The sequence below is a fragment of the Streptomyces sp. NPDC004721 genome, assembly GCF_053601495.1.
Map to the genome: position 1 here is coordinate 122,859 of NZ_JBSGBZ010000024.1, position 13,135 is coordinate 135,993.

General features: G+C 68.6%; 13 protein-coding genes and 1 pseudogene. 7 read left to right on the plus strand and 7 right to left on the minus strand.

Annotated features, from left to right (window positions below; all coding sequences use genetic code 11):
- Window positions 1-73 precede the first annotated feature (73 nt).
- Both ACWEK3_RS22905 and ACWEK3_RS22910 read left to right on the plus strand, forming a co-directional pair.
- Window positions 74-565 (plus strand): MarR family winged helix-turn-helix transcriptional regulator, encoded by a 492-nt coding sequence (locus ACWEK3_RS22905; protein ID WP_450544073.1) that lies wholly within the window; start codon window positions 74-76, stop codon window positions 563-565.
- Window positions 566-821: 256 nt separating this feature from the next.
- Window positions 822-1,511 (plus strand): TetR/AcrR family transcriptional regulator, encoded by a 690-nt coding sequence (locus tag ACWEK3_RS22910; protein WP_450544071.1) that lies wholly within the window; start codon window positions 822-824, stop codon window positions 1,509-1,511.
- Window positions 1,512-1,886: 375 nt separating this feature from the next.
- On the opposite strand, the gene ACWEK3_RS22915 is transcribed toward ACWEK3_RS22910, so the two are convergent.
- A complete protein-coding gene (locus ACWEK3_RS22915; RefSeq protein WP_453250475.1) occupies window positions 1,887-2,051 on the minus strand; it encodes a hypothetical protein in 165 nt (54 codons plus the stop codon).
- A 188-nt stretch (window positions 2,052-2,239) separates the two neighbouring features.
- On the opposite strand from ACWEK3_RS22915, the gene ACWEK3_RS22920 reads away from it, so the two are divergent.
- Window positions 2,240-4,291: a Xaa-Pro dipeptidyl-peptidase gene (locus ACWEK3_RS22920; protein ID WP_450544069.1), complete on the plus strand. Its 2,052-nt coding sequence runs from the start codon at window positions 2,240-2,242 to the stop codon at window positions 4,289-4,291.
- The gene (locus ACWEK3_RS22925) at window positions 4,291-5,571 is read left to right on the plus strand and encodes a M14 family metallopeptidase (RefSeq protein ID WP_453250476.1); all 1,281 of its coding nucleotides are present in this window, start codon (window positions 4,291-4,293) and stop codon (window positions 5,569-5,571) included. The genes ACWEK3_RS22920 and ACWEK3_RS22925 overlap by 1 nt, the downstream gene beginning before the upstream one ends.
- A gap of 70 nt (window positions 5,572-5,641) precedes the next feature.
- Here ACWEK3_RS22925 and ACWEK3_RS22930 read toward each other — a convergent pair whose 3' ends face one another.
- On the minus strand, window positions 5,642-5,917 hold the full coding sequence (locus ACWEK3_RS22930; RefSeq protein ID WP_453250484.1) for a hypothetical protein: 276 nt from the start codon (window positions 5,915-5,917) through the stop codon (window positions 5,642-5,644).
- 286 nt (window positions 5,918-6,203) lie between these two features.
- On the opposite strand from ACWEK3_RS22930, the gene ACWEK3_RS22935 reads away from it, so the two are divergent.
- Window positions 6,204-6,464 carry a hypothetical protein gene (locus tag ACWEK3_RS22935; RefSeq protein ID WP_390876702.1) on the plus strand — a complete coding sequence of 87 codons (261 nt, stop codon included), beginning with the start codon at window positions 6,204-6,206 and terminating at the stop codon, window positions 6,462-6,464.
- A 310-nt stretch (window positions 6,465-6,774) separates the two neighbouring features.
- Complete coding sequence (locus tag ACWEK3_RS22940) at window positions 6,775-7,209, plus strand: VOC family protein (protein WP_450544066.1); 435 nt, start codon at window positions 6,775-6,777, stop codon at window positions 7,207-7,209.
- Window positions 7,210-7,215: 6 nt separating this feature from the next.
- Here the strand turns inward: ACWEK3_RS22940 and ACWEK3_RS22945 are convergent.
- Window positions 7,216-7,722: pseudogene (locus ACWEK3_RS22945) on the minus strand (transposase); the annotation flags it as partial.
- Window positions 7,723-8,062: 340 nt separating this feature from the next.
- On the opposite strand from ACWEK3_RS22945, the gene ACWEK3_RS22950 reads away from it, so the two are divergent.
- Window positions 8,063-9,379, plus strand: a complete 1,317-nt coding sequence (locus ACWEK3_RS22950; RefSeq protein ID WP_450544064.1) for a hypothetical protein — start codon at window positions 8,063-8,065, stop codon at window positions 9,377-9,379.
- 33 nt (window positions 9,380-9,412) lie between these two features.
- On the opposite strand, the gene ACWEK3_RS22955 is transcribed toward ACWEK3_RS22950, so the two are convergent.
- The 4 genes from ACWEK3_RS22955 to ACWEK3_RS22970 form a co-directional block, all read right to left on the minus strand.
- Window positions 9,413-10,369 carry a hypothetical protein gene (locus ACWEK3_RS22955; RefSeq protein WP_453250477.1) on the minus strand — a complete coding sequence of 319 codons (957 nt, stop codon included), beginning with the start codon at window positions 10,367-10,369 and terminating at the stop codon, window positions 9,413-9,415.
- 331 nt (window positions 10,370-10,700) lie between these two features.
- Window positions 10,701-11,258: a DinB family protein gene (locus tag ACWEK3_RS22960; protein WP_453250478.1), complete on the minus strand. Its 558-nt coding sequence runs from the start codon at window positions 11,256-11,258 to the stop codon at window positions 10,701-10,703.
- Window positions 11,259-11,511: 253 nt separating this feature from the next.
- On the minus strand, window positions 11,512-12,636 hold the full coding sequence (locus ACWEK3_RS22965) for an NADAR family protein (protein WP_453250483.1): 1,125 nt from the start codon (window positions 12,634-12,636) through the stop codon (window positions 11,512-11,514).
- A gap of 108 nt (window positions 12,637-12,744) precedes the next feature.
- The gene (locus tag ACWEK3_RS22970; protein ID WP_450544058.1) at window positions 12,745-13,002 is read right to left on the minus strand and encodes a carboxypeptidase-like regulatory domain-containing protein; all 258 of its coding nucleotides are present in this window, start codon (window positions 13,000-13,002) and stop codon (window positions 12,745-12,747) included.
- Between the last annotated feature and the right edge of the window lie 133 nt (window positions 13,003-13,135).

Sequence of the window (13,135 nt, forward strand, 5' to 3'; positions counted from 1 at the left end):
TTGCGGACGTAAGTAGAGCACACAATTGAGTTGTGCACAATCAAATGGCGCGGTGTCCGGTTATCCTGGCCGTATGACTACCGAGGTTCCACCCAGCGCCCCGCCGGACGAGGAGTGGCTGCGTCTGGACCGCCAGATCTGCTTCTCACTGCATGCCGCCTCGCGTGCCTTCAACGGCGTCTACCGCGTGGTCCTCAAGGAGCTCGGGCTGACCTACCCGCAATATCTGGTGATGCTGGTGCTCTGGGAGCACGGCGACACGCCCGTGAAGCGGCTCGGGGAGCATCTGCGGCTGGACTCCGGCACCCTGTCCCCGCTGCTCAAGCGGCTCGAGGCGGCCGGCCTGGTGCATCGGGAGCGCAGCGCGCGCGACGAACGGTCGGTCGAGGCGCGGCTCACCGAGGAGGGCGCGGCACTGCGCGAGCGGGCGCTCCGGGTGCCGCACCGGATCGGCACGGCGACCGGCTTCACCGTCGACGAGATCCGCGAGCTGCGCGCCCGCCTCGACCGGCTCACCAAGGCGCTCGACGGTGCGGCCCTGGAGGAGGCTCCCGACTGCGGGTGACCGCTGCCGGACATGAGAGGGACGCGGGGTGGGACCGGAGGCGTATGGATGCCGCCGCCCAGCACGTGCGCGACTTCGGCGAGACCCCCACCGACCGCCTCGGCCCCAGGCTCCCCACATGGATTGACGCTGTCGATGCCGGCCAACTGCCCGGCCTCACAGGCTTCACACTCCACACGCGCCGAGACCATCGAGTCCGCCTAGGACGTAGCCGAAAAGTTGAACTTAGTGCAAGACGGCGCGTACCGTTGAGGACATGGCACGCAACACCCTCACCCGCGACCAGATCGTCCATGCCGCCATCGAGCATCTGGACACTGACGGCCTCGAAGGCCTGAACATGCGCGCCCTGGGCAAACGGCTCAACTCCGCTGCTACCGCCGTGTACTGGCACGTCAAGAACAAGGACAACCTCGTGCTGCTCGCCACCGACCAGGTCTGGAGCGAGCTCGAACTACCCGACCTGGCAACGGTCGACTGGCGCACCGCGGCCACCACGATGGCCACCGACCTGTACGCGATGTTCACCAGGCACCCCTGGCTGGTGCAGGTCCTCGCTGCCCACGTCGTCTACGGCGAGGGCAAAGCCCGCCACGACGACCACCATCTCGCCGTCTACGAGACCGCCGGCTTCACCGCCACCCAGGCCGACCAGGCCGCGGCCGCCGTCTTCACCTACGTCCTCGGCAACGCCGCCGGCACCGCCGCGACCGCTGCACTCACCCGCAAACTCGGGGACGGCAGCACCACCGCGGAAGAGCAGGTCCAGGCCGCCATGACCCAAGCCCAAGAGATCGCGATGCGCTACCCGCGCCTGCGCGCCCGCCTGGAGACCCCTGCGGCGACCGGCTACGCCGCCGCCCCCGACGGGACCTTCGAACTCGGCCTCCACGCCCTCCTTGACGGGCTGGAGAAGCAGCACACCGGCAAGGCCGGCGGCCATTGAGCCCCGCACACGGTCAGCTGGATGCCCGCGGTGTTCTGCGTCGCCGCCCGCCGCAAGGCGGTTCAGTGATCTGTCATGGGAGGGAACCGCTGCAAGGTCCAGCCGTTGCCGTCCAGGTCGGTGAATGCCGCGTAGGAGACGGTCGGCCGGCCCGGCGCGCCCATGTCCTCCACCCCGGCGGCGTCAGCTGGACGACTCGCACTTCCCCAGCCGCTTGATCTGGGTGACACCAGACTGGCCACGCACACTCACCGCGCTGCTTCGACACAAACATGAGATTCGGTGACCAGCGGGTGGGCACACTCCTCTTTAAGTTCGCTCCGGCTGTCGTCAGCGATAGGACGGCCTCCAACAGGTCGGTTTTCAGCTGCCCCTTCAGCCGCAGGTCGTAGTGCGAGCCGTCGTGCCGCCGTTGCCGCTGGCCGGGTAGTGGGGATCCCCGATGCCCAGGGCCCCGGGCGAGCAGTCGGCGGCCGACGCCGGGATCGTCGGCAGGAAGCAGGCCACGAGCACGCTCGCGGCGATGAGACTGCGGTGCACTGAAGCTTCAAGTCGTAGGCACATGTGGTCCTTTGACTCCCTGCAGCCTCGGCCGCCGCTGGCGTGTCCATGGCCGCACGCGTCACACGATCGCCATTCGGCCGACATGCGTAAATCCACCCCACGGACCTTTCGCAATCGCACATTGCCCTCTTTTGCACAGCAGTTGACCGATGTACCTTCCCCGCATGCCGAAATTTGCCCGCCGCACGCGCCTCAGAGGCAGCTCACTGGCGTCCGCGGCCACCGCCGCCTTAATGACCGTGTTCCTGTTCCCGGGTGCCGCACACGGCGCCCCCGGTACCGAGCGAGTCGCAGCACCCGCTGCCGCGGCTCCGCGCGAGAGCCGGCCCGTCTACTCGTACGCCGACGCGATCCGCGAAACCGTCTGGGTCGACACCGGGCTCGACGGCGACGGCGACGGCCGCACCGACCGCGTCGCCGTCGACATCGTCCGCCCCCGCGAACCCGCCGCCCAGGGCCGCAAGATACCCGTGATCATGGACGCGAGCCCCTACTACTCCTGCTGCGGGCGCGGCAACGAAAGCCAGAAGAAGACCTACGACGCGCACGGCAACCCGGTCCAGTTCCCGCTCTTCTACGACAACTACTTCGTGCCCCGCGGCTACGCCTTCGTCGCGGTGGACCTGGCCGGCACGAACCGTTCCGACGGCTGCGTCGACGTCGGCGGCCGCTCCGACATCCAGTCCGCGAAGGCCGTCGTCGACTGGCTCGGCGGCCGCGCCCACGGCTACGCCACCCGCACCGGCGGCGACCGCGTCCGCGCCTCCTGGACCAATGGCGCCACGGGAATGATCGGCAAGAGCTACGACGGCACCATCGCCAACGGCGTCGCCGCCACCGGCGTCAAGGGCCTCAAGACGATCGTCCCGATCGGCGGCATCTCCTCCTGGTACGACTACTACTTCGCGCAGGGCGCCCCGCTCTACGACTCAGGACCCGAGTGGCTGTCCGACTACGTGGAGAGCCCGGCCGCCCGCGCCCGCTGCGCCGCCGTGCAGAAGCGCCTGGTCGACGAGGCGCCGCGCACCGGCGACTGGACCCGGCTGTGGAACGAGCGCGACTACGTCAAGGACGCTCACAAGGTGAAGGCCAGCGTCTTCGTCGTCCACGGCATGCAGGACCTGAACGTGCGCACCAAGCACTTCGGACAGTGGTGGGACGCCCTGGCGAAGGCAGGCGTCGAGCGCAAGATCTGGCTGTCGCAGACCGGCCATGTCGACCCCTTCGACTTCCGGCGCGCGGAGTGGGTCCGCACCCTGCACCGCTGGTTCGACCATGAACTCCTCGGCTACGACAACGGCGTCGACCGCGAACCCATGGCCGACATCGAGCGCACCCCGGACCACTGGTCCACCGACCGCGTCTGGCCGCCCCGCTCCACCGCCGCGACCACCCTGCGCCCCGGCAACGGCAGCACACCGGGCGTCGGCACCCTCGGCCTGCACCGCGCCCCCGCAGGCGCCACCGAGACCTTCACCGACGACCCGAAGCTGAGCGAGGACGACTGGGCCGCCGGGATCGACCAACGGACCGCCGCCAAGGCCGGATTCGTGACGCCGCCGCTCGCCCACGACCTGCGCCTGTCCGGCTCGTCCACGGTGACCTTGACCGCGACCCCCACGACCACGACCGCTCACCTGTCGGCCGTCCTCGTCGACCTCGGACCCGCCACCATCCGCGACTACGCGGGCTCCGGCGAAGGCATCACCACCCTCGCCGACCGGACTTGCTGGGGCGCGAGCACCAGCGGCGACAGCTCCTGCTTCAAGGAGACCAAGACGAAGACGACCGACGTCAACCACACCGTCTTCAGCCGCGGCTGGGCCGACCTCGGCACCTACGCCGACCCCGGAAAGGGCCGGCCCCTCACCCCCGGCAAGCCCTACACGATCACCCTGTCCCTCGCGGCGAGCGACCACGTCGTCCCGGCCGGACACCGTCTCGCCCTGATCGTCGCCGGCACCGACCAGGACCTCATCGACCCGCCGTCCAGCACCCCGACCCTCACCCTCGACCTGGCCCGTACCTCGGCCCGGGTGCCGTTCGTCGGCGGCGCCGAAGCCTTCGTACGCGCCACCGAGGTCCCCCAAGCTCTCGGCTCCGCTCGAGCAGGGGGCACCTCCGTGCCGTCCGCGTCCGTCACCCCCCACGCGTCCCGTTCCGAGGGCGTGGCCCCGCCGCGCCCGGCCCACCGCATCCCGGGAGGTAGTCTCTGATGACACCGCGTAGCCGCACCCTCGCCCTGGCCATCGCGACGGCCGCACTTGCCGCACCCCTGGTGACGGCGCCCGCGCAGGCCGCCGACTCCCCGCCCCGTACCGGATTCGAAACCTCCGGCGGTGCGCGCTGGACGACCCAGCCCGAGGAGCAGGACTTCCTCGCCGCCGTCGACAAGGCCAGCGACCGGATGTCCGTGTCCCAAATCGGCACCACCAAGCAGGGGCGCCCGCTCCAGCTCGTACGAATCGGCGAACACCGCACCGCCGAAACGGTGTTGCTGGTCTGTTCTCAGCACGGCAACGAGCCCTCCGGACGTGAGGCCTGTCTGACCACCATCCGCGACCTCTCCTTCGCGCAGGACGCGCGGACCCGCAACTGGCTCGCCCACAGCACTCTCCTCGTCGTGCCCACCGCCAACCCGGACGGCCGCGCCGCCAACACCCGGGGCAACTCCGACGGCGTCGACATCAACCGCGACCACCTTGCCCTGCAGACCGCCGAAGGCCGGGCCATGGCCGCCGTGATCCGCGACCAGAAGCCCGACGTCGTCTACGACCTGCACGAGTACGGCGCCACGCCCAAGTACTACGACAAGGACCTCTTCGACCTGTGGCCGCGCAATCTCAACACCGACCCCAAGGTGCACGAGACGGCCGAAGCCCTGTCGGGTTCGTATGTACGGCCGGCCGCGAACGGTGCCGGGTACTCGACCGGCACGTACGGCATCTGGACCGACCCGGTCACCGATGAGCCCCTCAAGCAGACTGCCGGTGACGGGCAGGAACGCATCCTGCGCAATATGTCGGGGGTCAAGCACTCCGTCGGCCTGCTCATCGAAAGCCGCGTCGACGCGCTCAGTGACGCCGAGAAGGCCGACCCGGCGCTGAACCGCCGTCGTCGCGTGCAATCCCACCTCTCCGCTCTCGGCGGCCTGTTCGACTACACCAGGGAGCGGCACGGCCAGATCGTGTCGGCCACCCACTCCGCCAGGGCGGCGGGCTACAGCGACCGCGGCCCGGTCTACCTCGGCGGCGCGGACAACGAGCCCGCACAGCCGTCCGAGGTACTGGACAAGGCGCCCTGCGGCTACCGGCTCACCGCAGCCCAGTACGCCGACGTCAAGGACGAACTCGCCCTGCACGGCGTGACGGTGCGGCCCGAGGGCGACGGCGCGTTCGTGCCTCTGCGGCAGTCGATGCGCGCGCTGGTGCCGCTGCTGCTCGACGCGCGTGCCCAGTACGAGCTCGTGGCGGGCACGCCCGTGGACAAGTGCTGACGTCCCACCGCAGCCGGGTCCTCGTCGTGCTTGCCCTTCGGGCGCACGACGAGGACAGGGACCCGCTCGACTAGACCGAGGCGGCCCGGCCCCCGAGCACCAGCCGGGCCGCCTCCCGGGCGCAACGCCACACCACGGTGACTCCGGCGCCGCCGTGACCGCAGTTGTGCACCAGCATCCCGACGCCGGGCAACTCCACCCGCTCCAGCCGTACGGCGCCCCGCACCGGAGGCCGACCCACGCGCTGCTCCGGAAGCACGTCGACCCGTTCGCCGGGGTCGGCATCGGTCAGGATCATGGCGTAGCGGTGGCGACGCTTGAGCGCGAAGTCGTCGACGCCGAGCACCCAACCGAGTTGGTCCCTCGTCCTCGCAGACCTGGTCGGCCGTCGCAACCACTCCCTCACGCGCACGGGCGCTCGCTGATCGCCATGGAGTCCGCTCATGACGCACTACACCTGGCGCATGTATATGAATATTTGAAACGAGTGAGAAATCCATTTGCATTTCATGACAGGCAGAGTTTTTTCAGTATTTGGGGGTGTCACAAGGTGGACGATCAGTGCGTCCCCGACCGAACCGGTCCGGGGAATGGCGGGGCATCAGCCCCGACTCGTACGGAAAGGTCTGAACATGATCAACGGGTTGAAGAGGGCTGCGGCCCTGGGGGCAGCGACGGTGGCCCTGGCTGCGGGCGCGGTCGTCGGCACGGTCGGCACCGCATCGGCCACGCCGCAACACCACCAGGCGCCGACGGCGTCGCGCCACTGCATGGAGGCGGCGGGCCACTGGACACGGCTGCGACACCCGGGATACCGGGACCGGCACCACCACTCGCACGCCGGCACCTGGACCCGCGTCGGGCACCCCGCCCACCGGGACTGCCGCCGCTGACCCCGCAACTTCCGCCGGCGCCCGCCGATAGAGGTGCCGGCGATCCGGCCGGCCCCCGGCGCGTCCCTTCGAAGGCGTGCCGGGGGCCGGTTCGATTTGGTTGCACCTGCTCTCCTCGGCTCATGCGCGTGGAAACTACGTCCATGCCGGCTCAGGGGTTCCGGTCCTCACTCGGGAGGCGCCTTCTCTACATCGGTTCACCCCCTGCGACCGTACGGCACGGCAGCGGCCCGCAGAGGCCGTCCTCCCAACAACATGCGGACTCACACCGGGAAATGAGCCAAAAGACTCCCCCTGCTATGGTGCGCCGATGTCATCGATCAAGAAGTTCCAGGTCACCTTCGACTGCGCTGAACCTGAGCGCGTCGCTCGCTTTTGGTGCGAGGTGTTGGGGTACGTCGTACCGCCGCCACCGGAGGGGTTTGCCACGTGGGACGATTTCGATCGCTCTCTGCCGCCTGAGCGGCAGGGTTCAGCGTTCGCCTGCAGTGATCCCTCAGGCGTGGGCCCGCGGCTGTACTTCCAGCGCGTTCCCGAAGGCAAGGTCGTCAAGAATCGACTGCATCTTGACGTGCGGGTCGGCACCGGGCTCGTGGGTGGAGAGCGCCTCGCCACGCTCGAGGCCGAGTGCGCACGGCTGGTCGCGCTCGGCGCGGTACGCGTGCGACTGCTGCTTGCCGATGACGACAATGAGTCGTGCATCGTGATGCAGGACATCGAGGGCAACGAGTTCTGTCTCGACTGAGCATCCTCCGAGAGGGCGAGGTGGGGAGCCGTCGCCCTGCAGACGGCAGTCGCGAAGGATCTTCCCCTCAGGCCCGGTGCCCCGGTAGCCGCCGTCCGCGATGACCGTGGTCCGGCCGACGGCGGCTTTTCTCATCGGACAGTTCCCACGCGTTGGAGTCGTTTCGGTTACCGGTGACCGGCCGGCCGACGGCGACGACGAGTCGAGGGTCGGCGCCGATGACGACCTGGTGGTTGGTCGAGTACCGGTAGCTCTTCGACTGCTCGGCAACCGTGTGATCCCGCGTGGGGACCAGAGTGCCGTCCCCGCTCCCAGCGGGATCCGGTCCTCCAGGGGCAGGCACCACAGCCGGCCCTTGCGCACCGGGTCCGCACCCTCGCGCCGCACCGCAGTGACCAACTTGCCGAACTGCCGCGGGCTCAGCCCGCATAGATGCGGAACCGGCTCTTCGGGTCGCGCAACAGTGGGCGCAACCCACGTCGCAACGTGGTGCTCCTGGTCGACCGAGGGCACCCCGGCGGCCCGGACGGCTCCCCGGGTGCGGACCGTTCTGGCAGTAGCCGCCGGGCCGGTGCGCACCCGGCCGACGCTGACCTACAGCGGCACCGATCGTCCGTCGGTCGGCCGCTCCGTGACCGCGCTCCACGCAAAGCGGCGTCAAGGCCAGGCAGTTCGCGCGAACCACCACATGCCCTGTCCGGGACCGGACATGTCCGGTCCCGGACATGTCCGGGACCGGACATGTCCGGTACCTGCCACTCCGAAAGCCTTCCACTGACCTGCTCAGCGTCGTTTGAATGCCGATCAGGCCCAGGCGCACACCCAGCCTGGCGACATTGAGGAGTCAGTACTGATGAAGCCCCCCTTCCTGGCAACCCTGGCCGTCGCCTCGCTTGCGACCATGTCACTCACCTGCGCAGGTACAGCCAACGCGATCTCCCCCACCGCGACCACCGTCGCCGTGGCCGCGCCCAACGCGGCAGCCGAGTCCGCAGATATCTCGCAATTGCGCCAGGAGTTCAACGACTACATCGCCGGCCTCGATCTCGATGCCGACACTCGAGCGGCCGCCGAGGAGGCGGCCTCATCCGACGACGCACTCGTCGCGGCCGCTGCGAAGTCCCTGACCCGGGTCAAGGCAGCGCTCACCGATGCCGGCGTCGACAACGAGTGGACCTCCGGGGCCATCAACCCCGACGACTACAAGTGCTCGACCACGGACTTCCGCGAGTGGGCCCGCGGTCAGATCGCGCAGATCGACCCTGCGTCGTGGGACTGGTATCAGAACGGCTTCCTGGGTCTGTCGCCCGACCTTCTGATCCAGTACTGGACCCTGATGAAGACGCCCACCAACCCCCAGAACACCGCTCTCGGACCCAACGGAGCGAACACCGACGAGCTCGCTCGCACGTTCACGAACCTCCAGCGGTTCTGGGACGTCGACACCAGCAACGTTGGGCTCGTCTCGCTCGATGCCAAGGTCCTCGGCCCCGACGCCTCGGCCGACCGTCAGTACGTGTACGACGGCCTCAGCAAGATCAGCCCGCTCGGCGCGCTCTTCCTTCAGTGGGGCGTCGAGGGCGGTCTCAGTTCGGGCAAGCTCAACGGGTTCCCGGGCGGCGTCGAGAACCCGATGTTCTCGCTCAACGCGTTCGCGATCGACCCCGCCCACGCCGGCGACTCGCAGGCGACCCTCGAGACGCTCGGCATCACCCGCCGTGTGGCGATGGGACAGGGCATCCTCCAGATGTGGAACGAACTCGGCCTCGGCCGGGTCGGCGGACGTGCGGTGATGGCCCACGAGTTCGGACATCAGGTCCAGTACTCGGACAATCTCTTCGAGACCAGCATCACCGACGAGGCTGAGGCCACCCGCCGTACGGAGCTGATGGCCGATGCCCTCGGCACGTACTTCACGGTCCACAAGCGCGGCGAGTCGCTCAACAAGGCGTACACCCTGCAGGATCTCCAGACGTTCTACAACGTCGGCGACTGCAGCTTCTCCAATCCCGGGCACCACGGCACGCCCAACCAGCGCTACCGCAGCTCCGCCTGGGCTGTCGACCTGGTCAAGAGTGCCGGCGACCAAGGGCACATCCTCCCGAGCCTGACGGTCGCCGACTCCTTCGAGAAGGTGCTGCCCGAGATCGTCGCTCCCGACGCGCGCTGACGGAACCTCTGGCACGGTACGTCGGCCGTCGGGTCACACCCAGCCATGTCTGGCGATCTGCAGTCCCAGCTGGAAGCGGGTATCCGCTCCGAGCAGCTCCTGCAGGCGAGTGACCCGGCGGCCCACGGTGCGTTCGGACACTCCGAGCTCCCGCGCGATCGACCGGTCGGTCAGCCCGATGCTCAGCAAGCGCACGAGATGCCGGAATTCCTTCGAGCCATCCAGCACGAGTCTCTCGTCGGCGAGCGGCATCGACAGCTGCCAGTAGGACTCGAACACGCTGCGCAGCCCCGCGACGAGCCGACGATTCCGAATGTTGGCGACGTGCACCTCCTCATCGCCATCAGAGGTGACATTGGCGGACACTGCGTCGTCGACGATGACGAGATTGATCGGAACGCCGGGAAACACCCTTGCCTGTTCGCCGGCCGCCATGCACGTCTCCACCACCTCGATCGCCTCGGGAGACTCGAGCAGTCGACTGTCGTACACGACCCTGACCTCGACCCCGCGTGCCAGCACCTCGAAGACACCGTCCGCCGTCGCGATCGGTCGATCGTTGCGCGGAGCCATGGTCAGCGCGTCGATCCGGTTCGTCGCGGAGCTGACGAGGTCCGCGTACTCCTGCAACGCGATCGCACCGGTCGAGATGTCGACGCCTACGTCTGCTCGCTGAGACGCGTTCCACACATCCGTCAGCTCATCGCCGATCTCTCGTATGCGCGCTGCCAGCTGTGTGTACGACTGCGCGGCTGCCTCGAGCGGGGCACGCGGCGCCCGCGCTTCGACCATCCCTTCGGCTCGCGCGACGAGGCCCGAACACAGCAACGGCTCGAGGACGCGATCGTCCACCTCGGCCAGCGGCAGCCGACCAGCGGTGGCCAGTCGCACATAGAGTGCGCGCGCATCGTCATCCAGGCCCAAAAGCGCCTGATCCGCGGGCAGACTGCGCCGAGGGACATGCACCGACGCCGCTGATTCCCGAGACATGCCAACTCCAGTCGTCCCGATCCAACTTCGGCCGGTCCAGCACCGGCCGGCCCGACAGCCTATAACTGGCCCTGTTCATCAGTTTGCTGTCGACGTGGCTGGTGGCATGAGACGAGTTCTCACTGTGAGAGGCGCATCTGTGGCCCACCGGCGGGGCGTCATGGCCTGTGGGCCGGGCAGGGTCCAGACAGCCCCGGACGCACAGGTCCCACACCCGTACGGAGACGTCATCGCCGGTGACAGCGATGGGGCAACTGTTCAGCTCGGCCAGGGCAACGGCCCAGATGCTGCAGGTGGGCCGGCGAGTGGCCGGCCCACCTGACGCCTCCGGTCAGCCCATGCTTTTGGCGCCGTCCAGGGACTCGCGGATGATGTCGGCGTGGCCGGCGTGCTGAGCGGTCTCGGCGATGATGTGCATCAGCACCCGGCGGGCTGACCACTGCGCGCCGGACTCGAACCACGGAGCTTTCGGCAGCGGCCGCGTGACCCCCAGGTCGGGCAGAGTGGCGACCAGGTCGTCGGTCCGGCGGGCCACCTCAGCGTAGTCGGCCAATACACCAGTCAGCGTCTCACCGGGCAGCAGCCGGAAATCGTCGGCCCGCCGGGCCCAGTCGGCCTCGGTCATGGCCGTGAAGTCTCCCATCGCCGATGGGCCGTTCAGGATGAAGTCCACCCAGGTCCGCTCGACCGCGGTGACGTGCTTGATCAGGCCGCCCAGGCAAAGCTCGCTGGCGGTGGTCCGCAGCCCGGCCTGCTCGTCGGTGAGGTCACGTGTGGTGAAGCGCAGGAAGTGCCGGTGCTTGGCCAGCATCTCCAGCAAGTCGGCGCGCTCACCGGTGACGGCCGGGGTTCCGGCCAGGTCGCGGCTGGTCAGCTCGTTAACGGTCATGGTTTCCGCCTTCCAGTGTTTGTTCCGTCGGTCAAGGACCACACTACGAGCCATTGCGGTCAGATTCTGTCCTAAATCGTGGATGGACAAAGGGCAGATCGCAGCGACGACCAACTCTCGGCATCCGCACCGCCGCAGGCCGCCACCCGGATCGCCAACCGTCGGCCAAGGGGCCACGGCGAAGGCTCGCGTGCCAGCTTCGAGTGGCCGTCGGGGCTCGGTGCCATGGTGGCCGACCGCCTCCGGCCTGCCGTCAGGGTCTGCTGGGTTCCCATCCCGCCTGGTGGGCTCGGAGTTCGGAGCGGACCAGTTCCAGGAGGCGGCCGGTCCAGTTGCGGCCACGGCCGCCCCGATCGCCCCAGAAGTAAGAGCCTTCGTCGTAGACCAAGGTGGCGTCGCCGGTGGCCAGCAGGACGGCGGCGAGATCGGAGTGCCTGCCGAATTTGGCTCGGAGCAGGTCGGTCATGACAGCGGTACGGATGTGTTCCCAGTCGGGCCGGCGTGACGCCTGGGCGGCGATGGTGCGGGCGTCGAAGACGGACTCCGCCGTGCGCACGGCCTCCCGGGCGTGCGGCTCGGCGACGGACAAGGCCAAGTAGGCGTGGATGACGGTCGGATGGACGGCGTCGTCCTGGCCCACGGTGATCGGCGACGGGTATTCGTTGCGCAGCGCGCGTGTGCCCGGATCGTCCGACGCGTTCTGCGGATACGACTCGTACAGGTGGATCGCCGGCGAGTACGGGCTGTCGGGGCCGTCCGCCGGCACCCGCTGGGCGTATTCGGCGTGCAGGCGGTTCCGTTCCTCGAAGTAGGCGACGGCACTGTCGTAGGCGTCCTGGGTGACGGGCTCGGGCAGGCCCTCGACAGTGCCGCCGGGGCCGGCAACCAGTACCTTGAGGGGCCAGTCCTTGCGGTCCATGTCGCCGAGGGCATAGCGCCGCTGGGTCGCCGGTATGGCGAGGTACGCCTCGCGGGCAGCGGCACGGTTGGGCTCCGTACGGTCGGCGAGGAAGGCGTCCACGGCGGCCAGGCAGCGGCCGGTGGAGTCGGGTCGGCCGTTCAACTCGTCGATGGTGTCGCGTACCTCGGCAAGGAACTGCTCGGGCGTGTGCCATACGCGGGGTTCGCTGAACTTCCAGGCGGCCAGGTCGTGCGCCGACGCCCATGCACCCTCCGGCAGGGTCGTCGCCACCCAGCCGCAGCGCAGCTTCTCCTCGAATTCCTCCAGGGTGACCAGGCCCCAGCAGTCGATGAGGCCGTCGGCATAGATGAAGAGATCGGTGAGGAAGTAGTCGCCATTGCGGATGAACACGGGGCGCCAGGTGCCAGGTATGCGAGTGCCGTCCGCCATGCGGTGGGTGATGCGTCTGCCGGTAATGCCGCGATGATCTCGGACGGGCAGTTGTCCGTCACCCTGTTTTGAGGCGCAACAGCCGCAGCGGCTGCTGGCCGCTCAGCTGGGCATGTGGCGGGAGGTGGCCGTGGGTCAGCTACAGGTGTGGTCGGGTACGAGGGTGAAGTCGACCGTGGTCGTCTTCTGTGGGCTTATCTTGGCCGATGTGGCCTGCGACGCCCATCCCTCCTTGGCCGCGATCACGGTGAGTGGGCTGTTTCGAGTGTCGAGCCAGTATTGGTAGTGGCCGTTCCTGTCGGTCTTGAGGGTGTAGATCGCCTTCGACGAAACGACCTGCACGACCACCCCGGCCAGCGGCGCCGGTTGCCCGGCGCAGCCGGCCCCGGTCACCGTCCCGGTGATCTAGCCCCAGGTCTCCGGTCACAGCACTAGTAGGGCTCCGTTAGGTCTTCTCGGCCCTGTTTGGGGCATGTTGGACGTTGTGGACGCACATGAAGTGAACCGTGCTCGGGCGAAGTTGGCG

Bases quoted from the DNA above. Each gene is read 5' to 3' on its own strand.
- ACWEK3_RS22905 (WP_450544073.1), top strand. From the start codon at position 74: ATGACTACCGAGGTTCCACCCAGCGCCCCGCCGGACGAGGAGTGGCTG.
- ACWEK3_RS22910 (WP_450544071.1), top strand. From the start codon at position 822: ATGGCACGCAACACCCTCACCCGCGACCAGATCGTCCATGCCGCCATC.
- ACWEK3_RS22920 (WP_450544069.1), top strand. From the start codon at position 2,240: ATGCCGAAATTTGCCCGCCGCACGCGCCTCAGAGGCAGCTCACTGGCG.
- ACWEK3_RS22925 (WP_453250476.1), top strand. From the start codon at position 4,291: ATGACACCGCGTAGCCGCACCCTCGCCCTGGCCATCGCGACGGCCGCA.
- ACWEK3_RS22935 (WP_390876702.1), top strand. From the start codon at position 6,204: ATGATCAACGGGTTGAAGAGGGCTGCGGCCCTGGGGGCAGCGACGGTG.
- ACWEK3_RS22940 (WP_450544066.1), top strand. From the start codon at position 6,775: ATGTCATCGATCAAGAAGTTCCAGGTCACCTTCGACTGCGCTGAACCT.
- ACWEK3_RS22950 (WP_450544064.1), top strand. From the start codon at position 8,063: ATGAAGCCCCCCTTCCTGGCAACCCTGGCCGTCGCCTCGCTTGCGACC.
- ACWEK3_RS22955 (WP_453250477.1), bottom strand. From the start codon at position 10,369: ATGTCTCGGGAATCAGCGGCGTCGGTGCATGTCCCTCGGCGCAGTCTG.
- ACWEK3_RS22960 (WP_453250478.1), bottom strand. From the start codon at position 11,258: ATGACCGTTAACGAGCTGACCAGCCGCGACCTGGCCGGAACCCCGGCC.